General features: G+C 29.6%; 25 protein-coding genes, 4 tRNA genes, 1 rRNA gene and 1 other annotated feature. Of the genes, 2 read left to right on the top strand and 28 right to left on the bottom strand.

The window, feature by feature from the left end:
* Nucleotides 1-204: 204 nt before the first annotated feature.
* From CLCOS_RS10305 to CLCOS_RS10255, 17 genes are all read right to left on the bottom strand, one after another.
* Nucleotides 205-738: a Rha family transcriptional regulator gene (locus CLCOS_RS10305; protein ID WP_242866963.1), complete on the bottom strand. Its 534-nt coding sequence runs from the start codon at nucleotides 736-738 to the stop codon at nucleotides 205-207.
* Between the two features lie 413 nt (nucleotides 739-1,151).
* Nucleotides 1,152-1,352: a helix-turn-helix domain-containing protein gene (locus CLCOS_RS10300; RefSeq protein WP_063601813.1), complete on the bottom strand. Its 201-nt coding sequence runs from the start codon at nucleotides 1,350-1,352 to the stop codon at nucleotides 1,152-1,154.
* 805 nt (nucleotides 1,353-2,157) lie between these two features.
* Nucleotides 2,158-2,427, bottom strand: coding sequence for a hypothetical protein (locus tag CLCOS_RS10295; RefSeq protein ID WP_063601812.1), 270 nt, complete (start codon nucleotides 2,425-2,427; stop codon nucleotides 2,158-2,160).
* 2 nt (nucleotides 2,428-2,429) lie between these two features.
* Nucleotides 2,430-2,777 carry a hypothetical protein gene (locus CLCOS_RS10290; protein WP_063601811.1) on the bottom strand — a complete coding sequence of 116 codons (348 nt, stop codon included), beginning with the start codon at nucleotides 2,775-2,777 and terminating at the stop codon, nucleotides 2,430-2,432.
* A gap of 198 nt (nucleotides 2,778-2,975) precedes the next feature.
* Entirely contained in the window at nucleotides 2,976-3,104 is a 129-nt protein-coding gene (locus CLCOS_RS22975) for a hypothetical protein (protein WP_275507169.1), read from the bottom strand.
* A gap of 274 nt (nucleotides 3,105-3,378) precedes the next feature.
* Entirely contained in the window at nucleotides 3,379-4,212 is an 834-nt protein-coding gene (locus CLCOS_RS10285; protein WP_063601810.1) for a hypothetical protein, read from the bottom strand.
* 119 nt (nucleotides 4,213-4,331) lie between these two features.
* Entirely contained in the window at nucleotides 4,332-4,496 is a 165-nt protein-coding gene (locus tag CLCOS_RS22455) for a hypothetical protein (RefSeq protein ID WP_156496386.1), read from the bottom strand.
* Between the two features lie 20 nt (nucleotides 4,497-4,516).
* Nucleotides 4,517-4,852: a hypothetical protein gene (locus CLCOS_RS10280; RefSeq protein WP_063601809.1), complete on the bottom strand. Its 336-nt coding sequence runs from the start codon at nucleotides 4,850-4,852 to the stop codon at nucleotides 4,517-4,519.
* Nucleotides 4,853-4,944: 92 nt separating this feature from the next.
* A complete protein-coding gene (locus CLCOS_RS22450; RefSeq protein ID WP_156496385.1) occupies nucleotides 4,945-5,121 on the bottom strand; it encodes a hypothetical protein in 177 nt (58 codons plus the stop codon).
* Nucleotides 5,122-5,130: 9 nt separating this feature from the next.
* On the bottom strand, nucleotides 5,131-6,420 hold the full coding sequence (gene dnaB, locus CLCOS_RS10275) for a replicative DNA helicase (RefSeq protein WP_063601808.1): 1,290 nt from the start codon (nucleotides 6,418-6,420) through the stop codon (nucleotides 5,131-5,133).
* A 31-nt stretch (nucleotides 6,421-6,451) separates the two neighbouring features.
* A complete protein-coding gene (locus CLCOS_RS10270; protein WP_063601807.1) occupies nucleotides 6,452-7,246 on the bottom strand; it encodes a hypothetical protein in 795 nt (264 codons plus the stop codon).
* Nucleotides 7,247-7,282: 36 nt separating this feature from the next.
* Nucleotides 7,283-7,495, bottom strand: coding sequence for a helix-turn-helix domain-containing protein (locus tag CLCOS_RS10265; protein WP_063601806.1), 213 nt, complete (start codon nucleotides 7,493-7,495; stop codon nucleotides 7,283-7,285).
* Nucleotides 7,496-7,817: 322 nt separating this feature from the next.
* Complete coding sequence (locus CLCOS_RS22445) at nucleotides 7,818-7,973, bottom strand: hypothetical protein (RefSeq protein ID WP_192847923.1); 156 nt, start codon at nucleotides 7,971-7,973, stop codon at nucleotides 7,818-7,820.
* 49 nt (nucleotides 7,974-8,022) lie between these two features.
* Nucleotides 8,023-8,169 carry a hypothetical protein gene (locus tag CLCOS_RS22440; RefSeq protein WP_156496384.1) on the bottom strand — a complete coding sequence of 49 codons (147 nt, stop codon included), beginning with the start codon at nucleotides 8,167-8,169 and terminating at the stop codon, nucleotides 8,023-8,025.
* A 51-nt stretch (nucleotides 8,170-8,220) separates the two neighbouring features.
* Nucleotides 8,221-8,370: a hypothetical protein gene (locus tag CLCOS_RS22435; RefSeq protein ID WP_156496383.1), complete on the bottom strand. Its 150-nt coding sequence runs from the start codon at nucleotides 8,368-8,370 to the stop codon at nucleotides 8,221-8,223.
* A gap of 57 nt (nucleotides 8,371-8,427) precedes the next feature.
* Nucleotides 8,428-8,778 carry a hypothetical protein gene (locus tag CLCOS_RS10260; RefSeq protein WP_063601805.1) on the bottom strand — a complete coding sequence of 117 codons (351 nt, stop codon included), beginning with the start codon at nucleotides 8,776-8,778 and terminating at the stop codon, nucleotides 8,428-8,430.
* An 85-nt stretch (nucleotides 8,779-8,863) separates the two neighbouring features.
* On the bottom strand, nucleotides 8,864-9,064 hold the full coding sequence (locus tag CLCOS_RS10255) for a helix-turn-helix transcriptional regulator (protein ID WP_082853579.1): 201 nt from the start codon (nucleotides 9,062-9,064) through the stop codon (nucleotides 8,864-8,866).
* Nucleotides 9,065-9,212: 148 nt separating this feature from the next.
* On the opposite strand from CLCOS_RS10255, the gene CLCOS_RS10250 reads away from it, so the two are divergent.
* Both CLCOS_RS10250 and CLCOS_RS10245 read left to right on the top strand, forming a co-directional pair.
* Complete coding sequence (locus tag CLCOS_RS10250; RefSeq protein ID WP_063601803.1) at nucleotides 9,213-9,854, top strand: helix-turn-helix domain-containing protein; 642 nt, start codon at nucleotides 9,213-9,215, stop codon at nucleotides 9,852-9,854.
* A gap of 824 nt (nucleotides 9,855-10,678) precedes the next feature.
* A complete protein-coding gene (locus CLCOS_RS10245; protein WP_063601802.1) occupies nucleotides 10,679-11,854 on the top strand; it encodes a tyrosine-type recombinase/integrase in 1,176 nt (391 codons plus the stop codon).
* 95 nt (nucleotides 11,855-11,949) lie between these two features.
* On the opposite strand, the gene CLCOS_RS10240 is transcribed toward CLCOS_RS10245, so the two are convergent.
* From CLCOS_RS10240 to rrf, 11 genes are all read right to left on the bottom strand, one after another.
* Nucleotides 11,950-12,026, bottom strand: a tRNA-Arg gene (locus tag CLCOS_RS10240).
* 163 nt (nucleotides 12,027-12,189) lie between these two features.
* A tRNA-Ser gene (locus tag CLCOS_RS10235) sits at nucleotides 12,190-12,280 on the bottom strand.
* Nucleotides 12,281-12,309: 29 nt separating this feature from the next.
* A tRNA-Ser gene (locus CLCOS_RS10230) sits at nucleotides 12,310-12,400 on the bottom strand.
* 257 nt (nucleotides 12,401-12,657) lie between these two features.
* Nucleotides 12,658-13,938: a serine--tRNA ligase gene (gene serS, locus CLCOS_RS10225; protein WP_063601801.1), complete on the bottom strand. Its 1,281-nt coding sequence runs from the start codon at nucleotides 13,936-13,938 to the stop codon at nucleotides 12,658-12,660.
* A 66-nt stretch (nucleotides 13,939-14,004) separates the two neighbouring features.
* Nucleotides 14,005-14,202, bottom strand: a binding site (T-box leader).
* A gap of 109 nt (nucleotides 14,203-14,311) precedes the next feature.
* Nucleotides 14,312-14,662: a DUF1667 domain-containing protein gene (locus tag CLCOS_RS10220; protein WP_063601800.1), complete on the bottom strand. Its 351-nt coding sequence runs from the start codon at nucleotides 14,660-14,662 to the stop codon at nucleotides 14,312-14,314.
* Nucleotides 14,663-14,677: 15 nt separating this feature from the next.
* Nucleotides 14,678-16,069, bottom strand: coding sequence for an FAD-dependent oxidoreductase (locus tag CLCOS_RS10215; protein ID WP_063601799.1), 1,392 nt, complete (start codon nucleotides 16,067-16,069; stop codon nucleotides 14,678-14,680).
* A gap of 76 nt (nucleotides 16,070-16,145) precedes the next feature.
* On the bottom strand, nucleotides 16,146-18,863 hold the full coding sequence (locus CLCOS_RS10210; protein ID WP_063601798.1) for a UPF0182 family protein: 2,718 nt from the start codon (nucleotides 18,861-18,863) through the stop codon (nucleotides 16,146-16,148).
* Nucleotides 18,864-18,908: 45 nt separating this feature from the next.
* Entirely contained in the window at nucleotides 18,909-19,424 is a 516-nt protein-coding gene (locus CLCOS_RS10205) for a transcription repressor NadR (protein ID WP_013236723.1), read from the bottom strand.
* Between the two features lie 102 nt (nucleotides 19,425-19,526).
* On the bottom strand, nucleotides 19,527-20,030 hold the full coding sequence (locus tag CLCOS_RS10200) for an HD domain-containing protein (RefSeq protein ID WP_063601797.1): 504 nt from the start codon (nucleotides 20,028-20,030) through the stop codon (nucleotides 19,527-19,529).
* 92 nt (nucleotides 20,031-20,122) lie between these two features.
* Nucleotides 20,123-20,199: transfer RNA gene (locus CLCOS_RS10195), tRNA-Ile, on the bottom strand.
* Nucleotides 20,200-20,204: 5 nt separating this feature from the next.
* Nucleotides 20,205-20,321: ribosomal RNA gene (gene rrf / locus CLCOS_RS10190) — 5S ribosomal RNA — on the bottom strand.
* Between the last annotated feature and the right edge of the window lie 288 nt (nucleotides 20,322-20,609).

The raw sequence follows: 20,609 nt of genomic DNA, 5'->3' as shown, positions 1-20,609 counted from the left end.
CTAAGCTATTAATCTTTGTTCTGGTAAGTAGCTTAACTCAATCATTAAGTTACATTTTCCTTTACATATCTGATATATATCTTTATAATATGCGCCTTTATCCACTTCTTCTGATATTACATGTTCTATAAGATTTTCAAGATTATATATTACATCTAATACCCTTTTAGTTGCCTTTTCTCTGCTTTTAGTAGGTATACCTACTCATTTATTTACTAGCTTACTATAAGTCATATACAGCTTGCCTGCGTTTTTACTACCTTGTGATACTGCAAGTGGAATAAGCTTGGTCATTATTACATCTGTCTCATTTCTCCTGCATAGTTTACCTTTGATACGAGTTTCTTTCCATTCACTAGATAATTTTTCTCTTATAAAGGCTTCCATTTTGTTAAAAGCTTCTATATATTTAAGTTTCCATTTTAGAGCCTTTTCACCTTTTATATACATAGCAACTAAAGAAAATCCGTCTCTAGTTAAAAGATATTCTGTTTGTTTCCTATTTTGAGTATCAGCATACTGAGATCTAATCATATAATTAGATGCGTGGTGTTCTCCACCTATCTCAAGTAATTGTTTGTATAGACCTTTGTTTCTAGTTTTTCCTTTTGAGATTCTTCCTTCTATAATGTAAATTATTTCTTTATGTTCCTTTTCAAAAGCTCTTGCAATAATTCTACTGCTAACTAAAACTTTCTCTCCTTTTGTAAATAGCCCCAAATCAACTAATTCGTTCATATTAAACCCTCCCATGATCTATTTATCTAGGAGCAGCTGGAACTTACCCAGCTTAGTCCCCCCCTAGGAAGGTGGCAGGTAATTATCCTGCAATCCATAACTTGTCTATGTTATTTATTATCACAACTTAACAAGTTTTTAATCACTTTTATTTAGAAAAATTTTATATTTGTCTTATCCTGCCCTTAACTTTCTTATATTTTCTATAATTCATCAATTCCAACGTATCAGAAAAGGAGGGGCATTCGTCTTTACCTCTCCTGAATCTCTTTTTACTATTCTGTTGTTTTAACCTTTTGCGTATATCTAGCTGCTGTGTGCTTTTAATATCTTTTCTATTTTCTTAGGACACCTATATGTTATATCTATATCCTTAGAATTTCTTTAAAAATATAAAAACGAATAGCAAAATGTTATTCTACTACCTCTATAACATCACTTATTTTACATTTTAGAGCTTCACATATTTTTAAAATAGTCTTAGTAGTTACATGATCTCCTTTATTCAATCTATTCATAAGATCCGAAGTTCCCCCTATAGCTTCTTTAAAATCCTTCTTCTTCATGTCTTTATCTATTAACGTTTTCCATAATGGCTTATAACTTATTCTCAATATTATCACCCTTTAATCATATTATTTTACTTAAATTATAGCACTAAATAGCTGTTATTCATATATAATATATCTGCTTTTTTAGATATTTTTATCTGTTATAACTTCGCTAAAGATGTATTTAGCGAAGTTATAAAAAATCATAAGATATATCTCTATCCATTGATAGTACTAGCATTACAGTATATTAGTACCCTTTCTATTTTAATTTATAATTGTTGTATAGTTAATTCAAAAGTACATAAATATTAATATTTGCTAACTTCCATTTTTTAAAATCATATAATTATAAGTCTTAATGTTAAAGCTCCCATATAAGCATTTTAAGCTATATTTGCATACTTTAAGTATAATTTGTATAGCTATCTCTTATTTATCCTCTACAGTTTTTGAATTTTCAGTACAAGTCAAATTGACCACTACTAAATATTAAATTTTCTAGTTATTATTAGAAACCCCAACGTTGATGTTTCTCGACATTAATGTCGAACCCTTCAAAATTGACGGCACCTTCACCTTTAAGGACTGCGAAATTTTTCGCACTCCTTAATTAAGGTTTGCAGAATTAGGCGAACCTTTTTTATAAATGGAAGGTTGTCAGATTTCTGACAAAAGTTCCATTTATAAATAATTGTTTTCGCAGGAATCTGCAGAAACAGAAAAAACGCTTCTACCAATATTATAGCAAAAGCGATCTTATATTTTACCGTTCTGCCAATGTTGTCAAAACGGTACCGTTCATCAGATTTCTGCAAAACGGTTTTGTCAATACTGTCAAAAGTGATAATAAAAAAGAATTCACATTTTACGAACTCCTTTTCCTATCAAGCTGAACTATCAAAGTATCATCTATAAAATCTGGCACTCGGAACCTTCCTACTTTATATATATAAGTTTTCTTATAACGTCTATATAGCTTCAATGCTCCTCCATAATCAGTTATCATGTATATGTCTCTGACCTTCATATCTCTTTTATCTAATATTTTATGACAAGTAGTCTTGATCCTTACGTCTGATATATCAAAAGTATATCCTAATGCAAGTAAAAAAGCTTCATTTTCAGTCAATACCATATTTATTCACACTCCAACTTTAGTATTAATTTTTTTATTAAAGAAACCTTATATATTATCTTTTGAGGTATAATATTAAATTCTTTAGCTATAAATTTGCTGGTTTTTCTTTCAATATATTTTAAAATAACTATTCTTCTATCTGCTTCACTTAAGCTATCTAAAAATAAATCTATTATATTAATCTTTTTAACATAATTTTGCTTTAACTCCTCCAGCCTTTTGACATTCTCAATAGATTCAGAACATTCGTTGTATTCGTCTATATCTAAATCTATATTTTTAACTGCAGCTTTAAAAGACTTATATTTGCTTATAAAATTTTCTTGATCTGTACTAAACTTATTCATGTTATATAATTCTCCTTAGCTCATATGATTTTTTATTATGTTAGAAATTACGCATCCATTTATCACAAAGGAACAATTGGCATTCGGTCTTGCTCACAGTCCCCTTAAACTTTTGAGGTAGGGGGCATCCTTTATACCCTTTAGGTTTTGACATTTTAAATGCCTTAACTGAATTTGACCTAGTTATTAATAAATTGCTTAATGTCCTTTCTTATTATCTGCCTTTTTAATCCAATACCTCTCTTGCGCTGCTTTTACTTTGTCCTTATTCTTTTTCCTCCAATTCTTCATATATTCGTTTCTAGCCTGTTTTGCTCTATCTTCCAACTTAGCCTACCTCGCAATCTTTAAACAAAATAAAATGGCCACAGAAACACATCCATAACCTTAAATAAAAGGTTTATGAGATATTTTCCTGCGGTCATTATTTCTAATGCCTTACACCACTATAGGTGCAGTACTTTTAATATTCATCTCTATATTTATTATAACATATATTTTACTCCTGTTTTTTACATAAATTACTTATCATGTTTTTGCATCCATTGCTACTTTGATTATAGTGTTTGTACTATGCTGGCCAGTTTCATTACGTTCTTAATCATATATTCATACTCTGTAAATGCAGTTTACTTCTTTTATCCTCAGTTGTATTACATTCAAATTTCCCACAAAACTTATATTCAAAACTATTATTAACTATCTTCTTTTTGATTAAAGCATTTAATTTAGATATATCTGTATATGCCCCTATCTGGAAGCTATTAGATTTACATAAAAAGCCATTATCATTAAATGTAACTGTACTATATCCTTTTACTCCTGTTGTGTATCCATTGGCAAATTCAAAAAAGTTTGCAACTAATATTTTTTTATTATTATCAACTATTCGCTCTAATTCTCTAAACTTTTTTTCATATGCTAAAACAGTTCTAAATAACATATGTTCTACCTTTTCAAAGGTATTGCATTGTTTGATTTTCTTATATAAATCAGTACGTATAAAACTTTTCCATGACTTATATCCACTTGGTAAATTTAAATATGCTAATATACTTAAAAATATGGGACTGCCATCAAGATATGTGTTTTCTATGTCACAGAAGCCCTCATATTCCTCAAACACATAGGCGTGTATTAATTCATGAGCTATTGTATCTTTTATCCTTTGCTTGAAATACCTTTTTCCCCAATTGCTTTCCGTGTAATCTTTTATTATTTCCAAATTGATAAATATGTGATGCTTATATCTATAATTGCCTACTGGTTCATTTTCATAACATCCCATAACTATACTATCCATTTCTTTTATTGCTATATCAACATCACCATGTAATAATTTTATATGTTTTCTAGGAAACATTTTCTTCTTCAAAGTCTTATATACCTGTTTAAGCAGCTTGTCTAGTAATAGTTGATCCTTTATTCCGTCCATTTAGCGCCTCCATAATTTTTTAAATTCATATAAGCCTTTTATGCTTGGCTCTACATTTATTCTTTCGCATCCTCTGACATATTCTAATAGTATATAAATACTCACATATACCACCTTACTTAATTTTTATTTTCAAGGAATACATAAACCCGTCTATATTTACAATTATCATTTTTACTTTTACATTCATGGGTTACTCTTAGTATCTTGTGATGAATTTTTAAATCATCAATTATACTAGCTTTTTCCATATCATTTTCATAAGAAATAGTTACCTTTGTCATACACAAACCTCCTTATCTCGCTATATGAATTGTAGATAAGTGCCTATTTCACTTAAATAATTAAGTCCAGTCGCTCCCAGGACAACTCCTTCTTTAAAAAGTATTTCAGATTCTGCAGACATAACACCTGTACTTGCATCTACTAAATCGTCAATTAAACTTTTATATTCCTCTGGAACAACCTTACTTAATTTTTCTGAAAGTTCTTCTACTTTATCTGAATACTCCCTATGTTCTTTTGCTAAATTAGTATTCTTCTTTAATACTTCCTGAAAATCATCAGTAACCTTCATGTATTCTCTTTCGATAGTGCCATTTACAACATTTTTTAATGTATTTAATAACGTTTTACTCATTTTGTTATTCCTCCTTGACAGTTTTTACTCAAGGTTGTAAACTAATAATTGTTCAGATTACAAGCTTAGCTCCTTGAGCAAGCTTTTATTTTTTACCTATTTTTAGGTTTTTGCCTTATATTTTTTGAATTTTCACTTAATTTACTATGCATTATATCAACATCACCTGCAAGTATTTCTCCAATGTACTTTTTCAGCTCAATATCATTACACTGCAGATATTTAACCTTTACCCTATTTATAAATACAATTAATAGCTTGTCCTCCATTCAGACCTCCTATTTTATACATAGATCTGTAATTAATTGATACTTTGGTATCCACGCTAGTTTTATTGTTCCAGTCCTACCGTTTCGCTGTTTTTCGATTATAGCCTCTATAATGCCTTTATCATCAGTATTTGGATTATAATACTCATCCCTATAAAGAGAAATAACTATGTCTGTATCCTGTTCTATTGAACCAGATTCCCGTAAATCTGAAAGTATAGGTCTATGGTCATTTCTTCCCTCTGGCGCTCTGCTTAACTGCGCCAGTGCAACAATCACTACATTTAATTCTTTGGCCATAAGCTTTAGCTGTCTGGATATCTTGCTTACCTCTTGAACCCTGTTATCTGACTTTTCAGCTCCATCAATAAGTGTCAAATAATCTATTACAACAACATCTAAGCTGCTTTGTAATTTTCTCTTTTTACACTCTGCTTTTATGCCATTTAGTGAATATATTTTATCATATATCCTTAAACCAGAATTTACTATAATCCCGCTTTCTTGGCTTACCCTAGTCCACTCTTTATCTGTTAACTTACCTGATTTAATATTATTCATTTGAATTAAAGCTTTAGCTGCTAATGCTCTTTCCAACAACTGTTCCTTCGACATTTCTAGTGAAAAAAAGCTTATATTATGATGTTTAGCTATATTCAAAGCTATGTTTATTGCAAAAGCGGTTTTACCCATTGAAGGCCTAGCGGATACAACTATGAAATCACTTTTATTTAATCCGTTGAGGGTTTTATCTAATACCTTATAGCCTGTTTCTATTCCCTGTATAGATCCACCATTTAGATATCTTTTTTCAAGACTGTCCAGCACATTTACCATAGGCTTGTCTAATTTTCCATTATCTACATTAATTTTGCTTTCAAACTCTAAACTTAGATCCTGTAATTCTCTTACTATGCCCTTTATGTCTGCATCTGTTTTCTCTATTCTTGTTGTATCTTTTTTCAACACTGCAAGTAATTTTCTAGCATTAGAATACTTTTTTATTATCTCAGCATATGATTTTATACTTTCAGCCTGCAGCGTCTGACCTGTAAGCTGTGAAATATAAGTTATTCCACCAACTAAACTCAATTTTGAATTTAAATTCTCTGCAATAGTAGTTATATTAACATCTTTGCTATTTGTATATAATCTCACAATAGCGGAATATAGCAACCTATGGCTATCCTTAAAAAAATCATCACTTTTCAATAAGTCTATGCAATCACATAAATTATCAGGTTTAATGATTACAGATCCCAGTAAATCTCTTTCAGCTTGTATATTATAAAGTTTCATGTTTTATCATCCTCCTATTTTATAAATCATATTATTTAATTTCTTGAAATGCCCCTGCATTTGGTCTACACCCATTACTAATATTTGATTTACTTTTTTCTTTAAACTGCTTAGATTTTAAATATTCATCATAGTTACATTTATTAGTGCCTTCATCCATAAACGTACTTATTCCATTTTTTCTATTAAGAAAATCCTTTAAGCTCCATTTGTAATTAAAATAGAAATCACTCTGGAGTATTTGTGAATAGGTATCTATTGCTTGTCTTATTTCTTCATCTGAATGTGTTTTTAAAACTTTACCTATTGCATTTTCCATATCTTTAGTTAATTTTTTATGAGTTATTATCTTTTTGCTATTCCAATAATCAAAAATCGTAGTATATATATTAGATTTATTTTTAGATATATTTCTAGAAGATGTATCCTCAACCGTATCCTTAACCGTATCCTTAGTATCTGTTATGTTAGTGTTTTCAATACTTTCACCGTATTCTGAACCGTTCTCTGAACCGTATCCTATTTCTATTAAATAAATTATACTTTTGCTATTTTTACCCTTGCTCTTGTGTATCCATCTAATAAACCCATCATTCTCTAAATCTAATAAAATTCTTTGCAGTTTTTTTCTACTCACATTACATTCATTTTCAACTATTGAATAACTAAAATAACATTCATTTCTTTTTAATCCTTGATATTCTTCTTGATAATTAGTTCTGAATATAATCCATGATAAAACCATATATTTGCTTTTATCTTCAAAAAATATTTTTCTTGCTGCTCCATCAAATCGCTTAAAAAATATATTTTCACTAGAGTTCACGTCACCACCTACTTATTAGCCTTTTGCACATCATTACTAAATATGCTTTCCAATTAAACTTTCCATCCACTCATCAACCTTTGCCTTTATGAATAATATTTTCTTTCCGTTGAAGATTACTGGTGCATCTGACTTATGACAAAGAGTATAAGCTTTATTTCTGCCTAAATTGTACTCATTGCAAAATTCAGATATTGTCATAACTTTTTTAATATCAGGTCTATTTTCTAAAATTTTATACTCAGCCATTTATGTTCCTCCTTATCATATCTAAAACATACTCTCTTAAACACTTATATTATAAGGCTTTAGAGCTGTTGCGGCCTTTCGAATTTTTTTGTAATTTTTTTTATTATTTTTTGAAATTTTCTTCAAAAAATTTTAAATTTTTCTTTCACTTATTGCTACTTTTAGCAACGGCAATTAAGCCACAAGTTCTATCTATACATGCTAAATTGATAAGTGTAGCTCCTTTGTCTATTTTATTTAGCTTGTACACTTTTTAATTAAAAGATTACCGTATAAATATACTTCTTTGATAGGCTTTTCAGCCTATTCATCAGATGTTTTCTTAAGTTTTCTTAAGTTTTCTGATTAAGTATTCAAGTTCTTCATTACTTAATATCTCAGCGACTGCTTGTGCAAGTGCTTCACCATACTTCTTTTCTAATAAAGTTCTATCTTTTGGAAGAATCATTGTAACTAATGGTCTATTATCATTTTCCATATCTTTCACCTCAGAGCTAGTATGTCCATTTAATGGAAAAGTAATTCAATTAATCTTCAATTCTCTCATAGTCTTCTGTAGATATTTCTCTTATATATTCTTCATATAACAATTTCGTTATTTTTTGTTCCATGTACGGGATCCTTTCTGGATTCATAACAACTACTTTTATTTTTCTCTCTTTCCTATTTGCCATATCTTTTCACCTCAGAGCTTATTGTTCCCCCTTAAAGAAAAAGTAATGTAACTAATCTTGAATTTTCTTATAGTCTTCTGTAGAAGCTTCCCTAATGTATTCATCATATAGAAATTTAATTAGCCTTTCTTGTGCAATTGGAATACATTCAGGATTGTCAATAATTACTTTTATACCTTTTTCCTGCTGTTGCTTTACCATACTTTATCACCTCAGGACTATTATTCCTCCAAGTAGAAAAGTAATGTACTTATGGTACTATTTTTTGTCTTGATTTAGAATATCTGAATAAACCTCTTCTGTTAAAAATGTACATGCTTTAACAATATTAGATCTAAGTTTTTTTATCTCTTCATCCTTTAATTCCAGCATCTTCTCCAGCTCTGCAATTTTTCTTCTCTGCTTTCTTTCTAATGGAGTTGGAATATCTCTTTCATCAAATCCTGTTTCATTTTCCATAGCCTCTATTGCTGCAATAGGAAATCTATTACGATTAGTCTTCAGATGTGGAATTAGTCCTGCATTGTTATCCTCATATATTTTCGTTAGACTTACTTGCCATCTGTCTGCAAGTTGCTGCGGTTTTAATACTGATACATTGTTTTCCACTTAAATAATCCTCCTCGTGTTTCATGCTCTATTTCCAAAAATAGTATATTTTTCTATTTGAAAATAATTAATTTATATAATTTGCTTATTTTTCCTCCTCGCTGAAAAATGTTTTCTTTGGATCTAGATCAAGAATTTCACACATCTTAAGAGCCAATTTTACTTTTGGTTCAGCATCTCCTTTTTCTATTAATCTTAAATATTGAGGTGTAATTCCTAACTCTTTAGCAAATTTACCTGATTTAATTCCTTTCTCAACTCTTCTACCTGCTATTTTATATAGCATGATTGATGCCTCCTTTGTTCCAATATTGCAGAATTATTTTATATTTTCATTATATTATTCAATATTGGATATGTCAATAACCTTTTCAAATAATTGTTGCATTTATGGAGATTTTATTTTACTATATAAATTATAGGAGGCGCTTTAATTGGGATTAAATGAAATAATAAAAATTGGTGATAAAATAAAAAGTTATAGGAAAAACTTAAAACTGACTCAAGCTGACATGGCTCATAAATTAAATATACCACGTTCAACATATGCACATTATGAAAATAATACTAGAGAACCTGATATAGACATTCTTAATGAAATAGCTAAAACTCTTAATGTTGATATAACTGATTTAATTTCATATGAATTTGAAGAAAAAATGAATGCTGAAGTGTCTAAAGATATTGATAATATAATGAAAAAATATCCTAAACATAAAGAAAAAATTTTAGATATTAGAAGAACTATGGATAACATAATAATAGCTGAATTTTACAAGGCAGTTACTTTCAAAGATAATAAAATAACTAATAAAACATTATCAAATAATTTAGAACTTTATCGTGAACTAATATGGACAATATTTGAATTTTCTAATGAAAGTTTCATAGCTAATAGTAATATTATTGAAAACAAAGACTTTTACAAACTTTATAGTGAAAAAGATAAAAAAATAAAGACTATTAATGATATTTTAGATAAGATATTTACAAATTACTTAATAAGATATGGCTTAGTAGATGACGGACCTAAAGAAAGTGACCTTAAATTTGATAGAGATCCTAACTTACCATAAACTAACTGACTAATAATTAATAAGGCTCAATTTTAAAATCCGGTCTTTACCAAAATGGTAAATGAGCCAACCGACCAATAGTCCCTTACCTGATGTACGAAATTCACACTTTTGAACGTGGAATTTCCCACCTTAAGGTTTATTGGTTTTAAATCAATATATTGTATATCTGAAATTTTGACACACAAAGAGAATATCACTCATGTTCCTATAGGTTCTCGCCACAAAGGCGAATACTTGGGATTTCCCAAGTAAGTGCGAATCCAATACTGAAGTTTTTGGACACCATATCCGTAAACCAAATGTTTACATAAGGTCGGATTTAAAATCTATGCTTTATATATTCAAATATGACGTACCCCTGTCTCAAATTTGCAGCACCCCTTTAAAGGGGAATTGCACAACAATGGGGCAAAAACACACCGTTCGATTTAAAATCAGTCGGTATAGGTTATTCTGCTATTATAGTTACCCTCCATATGAGGGGATACACAAATTAATTTCTGAACAATAAATTAATTGACACCCAAATGGGGTTTAGTGATTTAAAATCGGGAAACTATTAGCTAAAATAGCAACTTCGATATTATTTCATTCGTACTATATGAATGGGTGTCTTACTAGGTTTCTTGGAAAAATCCAAATAACTCACGTGAATTTACACTTGAGTAGTTTTCCTCTTTAAAGACTAAAACCTTGATGTTACTAGTGTGACATAAAATGTCACACATATAGTTCCACCCCAGCGGCGGACATTGTGTCCGTTGGTGACAATAAATTAACTGACGACGAAATTCGTGGTCACATGAAAGGAAGATGATACAATGGCCACTAAAACTAACTGTGTTAGGAATGGTAAAAAATATTATAGACTTCGTGTTGATTTAGGTCGTGATTCTGATGGAAACAGAATTAGGAAAACATTTTATGGCAAATCTAAAAAAGAGGCAGAGGATAAACTCGAAGAATATAAGAATGGATTAAATAGCGGATTAACCAATGATTACGATAAACTCACTCTAGGTAATGTATGTAAACTATGGCTATTTGAAAAAATCAAAAATACAGTTAAGCCCTCAACATTTGAACGATATGAGGGTGTTTATAGGATTTATATAAAACCTTCACCATTATATCCTATAAAGTTAAAAGGCCTTAAATCACTTGATATACAGCGTTATTATAATGATTTATTTAATAGCGGTAAGAGCTCCAGTATAATTAAAAACTTAGATAAGCTGCTTAAATCTTTTTTTAATTACTGTATTGACGAAGGATACATTGTGAGAAACTATTGTATTGGGAAATCCATCACTATCCCTGAAAGCAATTCAGTAAATGAAAATAAAAAAGATGATATAACCGTATTCACAGTAGATGAACAAAATCAATTTATAAATGCAGTACAAGATCATAGATTAAAAGCTTTGTTTCTTCTAGATTTAGGTACCGGCCTACGTGAAGGTGAAATATTAGGGTTAAAATGGAGTGATATATACTTTGAGAATTGTACTTTATCAGTCAAAAGAGCTATAAAAGGCGTTACTCTTATTGAAGGTACTAAAAGGCACTACCACCTTATTGAACAAACTCCTAAAACTAAAAATAGCATTAGGACTATTCCTTTTCCTGAAAATCTTATACCAATATTAGAAAAACACCAATTACAGCAAAAAGAGGAGAAGATTAAAGCAGGTCCGGCCTATACAAAAAATGATTATGTATTTTGTACCGAACTAGGCTTACCTATAGATCCACGTAATTTAAGACGTTCCTATGAGAGAGTATTAAAAAATAATAATATACCATATAAAAAATTTCATAGCTTAAGACATACTTTCGCTACACGTCTATTTGAAAATAATGTGCCGCTCAAAACAGTTCAAATGTTACTAGGTCACAGCAATATAAATATAACCGCTAATATTTATACTCATGTAATGCCACCTGAAAAATTCAAAGCAATTGATAAAATAAATTCTATATTTAATGTAAAATGAAATACCCCATTGAAAACTTTGGGGACAAAATGGGGACAATTATCTAAATTTAGATAAAATAAAAAACACTGAAAGTCAGTGTTTTTAATGGATTATGGTGCGTCAGAGAGGAGTCGAACCCCCGGCACGCTGGTTCGTAGCCAACTGCTCTATCCAACTGAGCTACTGACGCAAATTAACAGTGTTATATTAACACAAATACCAATTAAAATCAAGGCTATTTACTATATCAAGTTAAAATTTATATACCTATCCTAGTAAATAAAAAAAGAAGTAACCATTTTAATGGATAACTTCCTTAAGTAACTATATTTAAGCCATTATTAAAAGTATAATGGCGGAGAAAGAGGGATTTGAACCCTCGCACCGGTTACCCGATCTACGCCCTTAGCAGGGGCGCCTCTTCAGCCACTTGAGTATTTCTCCATGCCCTACGTTTAAATATAATTATTATATGGCGGAAAGAAAGGGATTCGAACCCTTGGTACGGTCACCCGTACGCCGGTTTTCAAGACCGGTGCCTTAAACCAACTCGACCATCTTTCCTAGACCAACATGACAAGTATTATTATAACAACAGTCTACATATATGTCAACATTTTTTTATCTTTTATATTGAATTTTTATATAAAAAATTCAATATAACTACTTTTTATCTAAAATAAGCCTGATAATTCATGTGATTTTCTCTGTATTTAGTATACTAAAGGAGATATAATGAACTATTTCATTATATCTCTCAATATACCCAAAATACTCTCACAATATCTTATTTTAAAGATATTGTATTTTATAAGATAATTTTATTTTATTACTTCTTTTCCACCCATATATGGTCTTAATATTTCAGGAATTATAACACTTCCATCTTCTTGCTGATAGTTTTCTAATATAGCTGCAACTGTTCTACCTATAGCAACTCCTGATCCATTTAAAGTATGTACATACCTTGGTTTGTCTTTTGGAGTTTCCTTATATTTTATATTAGCACGTCTTGCCTGGAAATCCTCAAAATTACTACAGCTTGATATTTCTACATATCTATCGTAACTTGGCATCCAAACCTCTATATCATACTTAAGTGCTGCAGTAAAACCCAAGTCTCCCTTACATATTCTAACTACTCTATATGGAATTTTCAGTCCTTTAAGTACATCTTCTGCATCATTAGTAAGCTTTTCAAGCTCATCATAAGATTCTTCAGGTTTTGTGAATTTAACCATTTCAACTTTATTAAATTGATGTTGTCTTATTATTCCTCTTGTATCTCTTCCTGCTGATCCTGCTTCTGCTCTAAAGCATGCACTATATGCAACATATTTCAATGGCAAATCTTCTCCTTTTAAAACCTCATCTCTATGAAAATTAGTTACTGGTACTTCTGCAGTTGGAATTAAAAAGTAATCATTATTTGATATTCTAAAAGCATCTTCTTCAAATTTAGGAAGCTGACCTGTACCAGTCATACTAGTCCTATTTACCATATAAGGAGGTAATATTTCTGTATATCCATGCTTTTCTGTATGAAAATCCAAATAATAAGTTATTATAGCTCTTTCAAGTTTAGCTCCTAACCCCTTGTAAAATGTAAATCTAGAACCTGATACCTTTCCACCTCTTTCAAAGTCAAGTATATCAAGATCTGTACCTATATCCCAATGAGCTTTAGGTTTAAAGTCAAACTTAGTAGGCTCTGACCATTTTCTAATTTCTACATTATCTTCATCTGATTTTCCTTCTGGAACTGCAGGATTAGGAATATTAGGTATCCTAAGCATTATGTACTCTATCTTTCCATTTAATTCTGATAATTCAGTATCATACTGTTTTATGTTATCTGATACATGCTTCATTTCAGCAACTAAATCATCTGCATTTTCACCATTTCTTTTCATTTTAGCTATCTGAGCTGAATCTTGATTTCTTTTATTCTTTAAAGCTTCTACTTCAACTAGGATTTTTCTTCTCTTCTCATCTAAAGCTATTACTTCATCGATAGTTGCTGGATCGAAATCTTCTCCTCTATTTGAAAGTTGTTTTTTTACTTCCTCTGGATTGTTTCTTATTCTTTTTAAATCTAACATATTTTATAAATCCTCCCTAATCATCTATATAGTTTCCTATAATATAAAAAGAGCCTTTACGTACCCTAAAGGGACGAAAGACTCCGTGTTGCCACCCTATTTAATTAACAAATTAATGCTAATTCTCTCTAATTTATAACGGTATTACCGAACTGTTTTATCAGTACTTCCAAGGTGGATTCACAATATTATGATATCAGCTTACACCAAGACACTGACTCTCTTAAATCATTTTAAAGCTACTAACCTCTTCATCAGTTAATTTTTAATTAAATATATATTTTTTTCTAATGCTAAATTTACATATATACTAAATATATTTCCACTATTTATTATAACCAAGATATTAAAAATAATAAAGGTAAATTTGAAATTATTTTGTAATTTTATTAACATTCTTAGTGCAAATTATATCCACCTTCGTATTTAGTATATTTTTGCAAATTATATCTCCAATTTTTATAGGTGCCCCAACATGTATTCTAGCTAAAACTTTTGAGCATTCAAGCCACAGGCTTTTATCTAGTGGCTTAGAGCTCTTTACTGGCACTACGTTGCAATTACACCCTTTTATTCTAACTATAGTAGTAAATATATCACACTTATTATCTTCTTTTAATTTCAAATTTTCTTCTCCGCTATATAAATTTTCATTAATATCCTCTCTATCTTTAATATCTATACATTGCCTATCGAATTTAGTACCTGTTCTCTCCTTTATCAATTCTAACTCCCCCAATTACATTTCATCAAACTCCTTTATTCTACCTACCATGATATTGGAATTTTTAGAATCTTTAACTATATCAGTCATTTTTTTATTAGTCTCCCTTGCAAGAATTGATGCTACTTCATAAAGGCACCTAGTCCCTCTACAATCTCCAAAAGTTGCACCTGTCCTTCTCTTTATACCTTCTATAGTACGTGCCCCCAATGGTCTACTTATGGCATCTATTATTTCACCCTCTGTTACCTTATTACAATAACATATTACCTTTCCATATTTTCTATTTAGTTTTATTATTTTTTTTCTTTCCTCATTAGAAAGTTCTCTAAATTTATAGAATTCCCTCCTCTTATCCACAAAATCCTTTTTCAAGCGGCAATTTAGTTTGTTTACTACTGTCTTGCACACTATATTTGCAATTGAAGGTGTCATTGTAACCTGCCCATAATGTTTTCCTATTATTTTAATATAATCTTCATCAATTAAACTATCGTCTATAATCAAAAAATCATCATAAAAATGTGAATTATAAAAATCGCCAATGTTTTCCTGTGATAAATCTTTTATAAAACCACTTATTTTTTGTAGTCCCTCTTCACAACTTATTTTTTCATAATTCTTTAATCCGACTAATAATTTATTTTCTTTTCCGGGGATAATGCATGTTTTATTATCCCCATCTCCTATTGTAGAAATTATATTATTATAGGGTTTGCTTAACTTTTTTTCTACGGAAAAATATTCTAAATATTTTACATTTTGATTTACCCTATTTTCTCTATCTATACTATAATTTTTACCTGGGGTCGTATTTAGTACCATATTACATGTAAATTTATTTTTATTGGTCACTACCTTAAAACCTTTGGATATACTTTCTATATCCAAAACTTCTTCACCTAACTTAAAATTGACCCCATTATCACAAGCAATTTCACCATAGGAAATAGCTAAATCATAGGGTGATATAATCCCCGTATTTTTAGAATAAATAGCTTTCTTTATATTTTTTCCTAAATTCGGCTCTATCTTCCGTACTTCTTCTCCATCTAACAATTGTATGTTTTCCATGCCCCTATTCAAAGCTTTATTATACATACAAATTAACTTTTTCTCACTTTCTTTAGTATCTGCTAACAGTAAATATCCCTTCTTCTCAAAGAAAATATTAAACTTAGATGCCAAGTCAGACATAATCTTACTACCAGCAAATTCAAGTTTTGATAATGATATATCTTCACATTCCAATCCATCATACACTATAGAATAATCTATAGGTGCTACATCATTAGCAATATCATAATCTTTTTCAATCAATGCTATATTTAAATTATACTTTGAAAGTTCATAGGAAACTGCACATCCTATTATTCCCCCACCTAATATAATCACATCATAATCCATGTTAATCTCCCCTTCAAAGAAATCTTTATTTTAATAATCTAAAAATAGCCCTGTTTCTACTACTTTATATTAAACTCTATTTACCTAGTGAATTCAATATATCTCCAAGTTTTTTAATATTATCTCCATATCCTGACCAATCACCATTTTTCTGTGCACTTAATGCATTTTCGTACAAATCCTTAGCCTGTTTTATCTTTTCCTGATTATCGTTATTAGTAGGAACTAGCTGACTTTGAGTAGAGCTATTTCCTTGCAATTGATTATTTTGATTGTAGTTAAATATCTGCTGCAAAGCATCATCTATACTTTGGGCTAATATTATTTTATCACCATAAGATACTACGACCCTTTTCATCTCTGGTATACTATCTTTGCCACTGGCTCTAAGATACATAGGTTCTATATAAACCAAAGAATTATTTATAGGAACTATCATGGTATCACCAAATTGAACCTTAGACCCATCTTTATTCCAAAGTGACAGTTGAGTAGATATAGTCGTATCCTGATTTAATTTTTGTTTAAACAAGTATGGGCTATATATCGTCTTCTCTGGAGGGAATTTATATAGAATCATCTTTCCATAGTTTTTTCCATCCATCCTAGCTCCAAATAAAGCTACCATATTGTCCTTATCTCTCATATTAAAATATTGCAGCAATATCATTTCTTCTTTATTAGCACCTGGAAGTTTCATAACAACATAAGGAGACTCCATTAGATTCTTTTCGCCACTAACCTGTTTTTGGTTCTTAGCTACTTCCCATAAATCTTCTCCACTATAAAATACTCCTGGATCTGTTACATGATATTTCCCAAGTACACTACATTGAATATTAAACAAATCCTTTGGATATTTAAAATGCTTAACTATATCAGGTGATAGTTGATTCATATTTTTAAATAAGTTAGGGAATATTTTTGCATAGCTTTTTATTATAGGATCAGTTTTATCCACTATATAAAAATTTACGTCTCCATTTAAAGCATCTACAGTAACCTTCACAGAATTTCTCATATAATTTACATCATTCTGAGGTTGTGAAAAAGGATATCTATTTGAAACAGTGTATCCATCTAATATCCAATATAGCTTTCCTCCACTTGCAACTATATAAGGATCTGAGTCATAGTTTAAAAAAGGTGCTATTTTATTGACTCTATCAACTATATTCCTATTTATCAATATCTTACTTTCTTTTGATATATCTCTAGATAATAAGAAATTTAAATCCTTTTGATTTATTGCAAATAATAATCTATTTAGAAATCCTAATTTTATTCCATCTGTTCCATTATAAATATTAGTTGCATTATTACTTCCTTTGGGATAATCAAATTCACCTATTTTGGTATTAACTACTGCATAGTTATCCGTTTTTTCGCCAAAATATATTCTTGGATTTCCAATTTTTATATCAGTAGAATTATTAGGTGGCATATCTTTTATGACAAAGTTAGGCTGCCCTTCTGAAGTTACAGAATTAACTTTATTCATAACTATTCCATAACCATGGGTATATATAAGATGTCTATTTTGCCATGTATTTGGATCTATTGCCTTGCTGTTTATTTCCCTTGCACCTACAAAAACTTGATTAAATTTCCCGTTTATATTATATCTATCTATATCAATATTATTAAAGTTATAATAATATCTTATAATTTGAACTTGATTATAAAATTCAAGTGTAGGATCAAAAGAATTTATTCTTATATTATTTATCGTATCCATATTATTTTCTATATCCTTTGAAGTTAAATCATCCTTAACTTCAAAAGACCTAGTATCCACATTATCAATATTAAATGCACTACGGGTATAATCTATATTATATTTTATATATGGACTTTCTAAAGTTTTTTGATTGGATTTAACCACAAAATTTTGAACCACAAAAGCCATTAAATTTCCACTTATAATTAAAACTATTATTACAACTATAGATGCCACTATAGGTTTAATTTTAACTCTGATTATACTAATAAATATAACTATAGCAGCAATAAAAGATGCTACTGCAATAATTTTGTAGAACAACAAACTTACATGAGCATCTGTATAACTTGCACCAAATGCTACTCCATTTTGACTATAAACAAGGTTAATACACTTTAAAATATACCCTATTGATATACACAATATTATAAGAGCAGCTAAAACTGCCAATTGTTTTCCTGCAAATCTAGTAAGTCCACTATCTAATATATTTATTTTACCAAAATTTTTCTTAAAATTTCGTGATACAAACCTATCTTTCATACTTAATATAAAGTATGTAAAAAGAGTTATCAATCCTAATAAAATAAATAGGCTTACAAGTGCACTGTATATGGATTGTATAAGCGGTAATTTAAATATATAAAAAGAAATATCCAAATTTAAAATTGGGTCTTTTTTGTTAAAAGGTACTGAATTTGTGAATTGTAAAATTCTATACCAATAAGCTGATGCAAATACATAAGAAGCTAAAAAAGACACAATTAAATCAATAAAAAAAACTATTTTTCTCTCAATTTTAACTTTACTACTTTTTACCTCAACAACTTTTCTATACTTTATAATGCTTATCCTTAAGCTTTTATAATATAACCATATTCCTATAAAGCTTATAATAAATAAAGGTATCATAAGCTTACATACCGCTACAAGTTTGGTAAAATAAACAGATAAGTATCCTACTTGTTTATACCACTGTATATTTATTACGAAATTTACGATATTATTTAAAAATGAAATACACAATACTAAAACTAAAATAAAAATACCTATTGCCATTTTCCTCTTCATAATACAACCACCTCTTTTATAAATATAAAAACTCTTAGCTATGGATTAGTCAGAAATAATATACTTTTTCTCTTTCAATTCCCTTTTTATATTCTTAATTATGTCATCGTTTTCTGCAACTATAGTATGTAAATGCACACCTCCTGTTAATATCAATAGTGGTTCTGCTTTATACTGTTTTATTTTATTTATAAAATTTTCAACATCATATAAATTTTTTATCATAAGCATACTTTTTATTTCACCATAAAGGGGATGCTCTACTATTACATCCTGTACTTTACCCCCAAATTTAACTATAGTTTTAAGTTCATCCTCTATTTCATTTGTTTCGTGTGAAACTGCTATTACAGCCTTAACTAAATTTTTTTCTGCTTTTGGAATCAGATAACCATCTGGAGTTGCTATTATATCTTTACCTTCTGCCCTTAAAATTGCTATATCTTTAACTATTATTTGCCTAGTAACCCCTAATTTTTCTGCCAAAATATGCCCTTTTTGAGGTTTATCATTTTTTTCAAGAATTTCTTTAATATATATTCTTCTTTTTTTTGAATCCATCTTAACCTCCACTAATACACTTATACATTAATTATATCATAAAAATTGGAATAAATTTATACACATAAAATACTTATAAATTAAAAAATTTGACTTATAAGTTTAATTTCTTTTATCACAATACTTTAATATCTTCAACTCCAAATTATTATTATGAATATCGTTATTATGATGATTTTCTATCAGATAAAATAACTTTTCATTATACTCTATCTTTTTTAATAGATCTACTCCTATTTTACTATGATTGTAATATACATTTATCTTTGGCTTTTGAGAAAATTTTCTTAATTTTCCTTTTGAAATTCTATCCATTGATACTATAAATGATTTGTCTACTAGATTTAACTTTCTATGTATCTTGCCTATATCATGCAAGAGAGCAGCCTTTAGTAGCAATTTTTCATCTAATTTACCTTGCTTACTATTACAAATACGCTCTACATCATATGCTACTTTTACACAATGTTTTTGTTCATTTACGGACAGTTTATTAAACAACTTTAATTCTTCTATGCTTAAAATATTTTTTATAAACCTACTATCCTGTTCATTAATTTTAGAAGTTAATGCCCAATAAAATTGCTTTATTCTATAAAATATCAATATAAATCTCCTCCAACTAATACACTATTTAAAGTGTACCATAATACGGACAAAAAATAAAAGAACTACATAAAACTATGTAGTTCTTTTCATGGTGGACCTTCAGGGACTCGAACCCCGGACCCACCGGTTATGAGCCGGTTGCTCTAACCAACTGAGCTAAAGATCCTTATTACCTGGCAGCGACCTATTCTCCCACAGGGCTTCCCCTGCAGTACCATCGGCACCCTGAAGCTTAACCTTCCTGTTCGGTATGGAAAGGGGTGTTACCTTCACGTCATTACCACCAGATTATCATCGAAAATTGCTATAAGCTTCTCATATCTTCGTCAAGTCTTTCATTGCGGTGCTCATTTACACAAGTAAACTCTACTCCTCATTCAAGCCTTTCCTCAATCTGATCGCTTCTATCAATTTTCTTATATATTAGTTTTTAAGAGTTCAAATTACTCTGTCCTCTCAAAATTGCACAGTAAACTTTTTTTCTTTCGTTTTTATTTGGTCAAGCCCTCGACCTATTAGTATCAGTCAGCTTAACAGGTTGCCCTGCTTACACCTCTGACCTATCTCCTCGTGTTC

The sequence above is a fragment of the Clostridium coskatii genome (assembly GCF_001675205.1).
Classification (GTDB): domain Bacteria; phylum Bacillota; class Clostridia; order Clostridiales; family Clostridiaceae; genus Clostridium_B; species Clostridium_B ljungdahlii.
The sequence above is the reverse complement of the archived record's forward strand: the minus strand, read 5'-3'. Positions and strand labels throughout refer to the sequence as shown.

Excerpts from the sequence above, each read along its gene's own strand:
- CLCOS_RS10255 (WP_082853579.1), bottom strand. The coding sequence starts at position 9,064 with ATGCTATATAAAATAGCAGGTAGAAGAGTTGAGAAAGGAATTAAATCA.
- CLCOS_RS22440 (WP_156496384.1), bottom strand. The coding sequence starts at position 8,169 with ATGGCAAATAGGAAAGAGAGAAAAATAAAAGTAGTTGTTATGAATCCA.
- CLCOS_RS10290 (WP_063601811.1), bottom strand. The coding sequence starts at position 2,777 with ATGAATAAGTTTAGTACAGATCAAGAAAATTTTATAAGCAAATATAAG.
- CLCOS_RS10265 (WP_063601806.1), bottom strand. The coding sequence starts at position 7,495 with ATGGCTGAGTATAAAATTTTAGAAAATAGACCTGATATTAAAAAAGTT.
- CLCOS_RS22455 (WP_156496386.1), bottom strand. The coding sequence starts at position 4,496 with ATGACAAAGGTAACTATTTCTTATGAAAATGATATGGAAAAAGCTAGT.
- CLCOS_RS10305 (WP_242866963.1), bottom strand. The coding sequence starts at position 738 with ATGAACGAATTAGTTGATTTGGGGCTATTTACAAAAGGAGAGAAAGTT.
- CLCOS_RS22445 (WP_192847923.1), bottom strand. The coding sequence starts at position 7,973 with ATGGAAAATGATAATAGACCATTAGTTACAATGATTCTTCCAAAAGAT.
- CLCOS_RS22450 (WP_156496385.1), bottom strand. The coding sequence starts at position 5,121 with ATGGAGGACAAGCTATTAATTGTATTTATAAATAGGGTAAAGGTTAAA.
- CLCOS_RS10245 (WP_063601802.1), top strand. The coding sequence starts at position 10,679 with ATGGCCACTAAAACTAACTGTGTTAGGAATGGTAAAAAATATTATAGA.
- CLCOS_RS22435 (WP_156496383.1), bottom strand. The coding sequence starts at position 8,370 with ATGGTAAAGCAACAGCAGGAAAAAGGTATAAAAGTAATTATTGACAAT.
- CLCOS_RS10210 (WP_063601798.1), bottom strand. The coding sequence starts at position 18,863 with ATGAAGAGGAAAATGGCAATAGGTATTTTTATTTTAGTTTTAGTATTG.
- dnaB (WP_063601808.1), bottom strand. The coding sequence starts at position 6,420 with ATGAAACTTTATAATATACAAGCTGAAAGAGATTTACTGGGATCTGTA.
- CLCOS_RS10295 (WP_063601812.1), bottom strand. The coding sequence starts at position 2,427 with ATGGTATTGACTGAAAATGAAGCTTTTTTACTTGCATTAGGATATACT.
- CLCOS_RS10215 (WP_063601799.1), bottom strand. The coding sequence starts at position 16,069 with ATGGATTATGATGTGATTATATTAGGTGGGGGAATAATAGGATGTGCA.
- CLCOS_RS10280 (WP_063601809.1), bottom strand. The coding sequence starts at position 4,852 with ATGAGTAAAACGTTATTAAATACATTAAAAAATGTTGTAAATGGCACT.
- CLCOS_RS10285 (WP_063601810.1), bottom strand. The coding sequence starts at position 4,212 with ATGGACGGAATAAAGGATCAACTATTACTAGACAAGCTGCTTAAACAG.
- CLCOS_RS10205 (WP_013236723.1), bottom strand. The coding sequence starts at position 19,424 with ATGGATTCAAAAAAAAGAAGAATATATATTAAAGAAATTCTTGAAAAA.
- serS (WP_063601801.1), bottom strand. The coding sequence starts at position 13,938 with ATGTTAGATTTAAAAAGAATAAGAAACAATCCAGAGGAAGTAAAAAAA.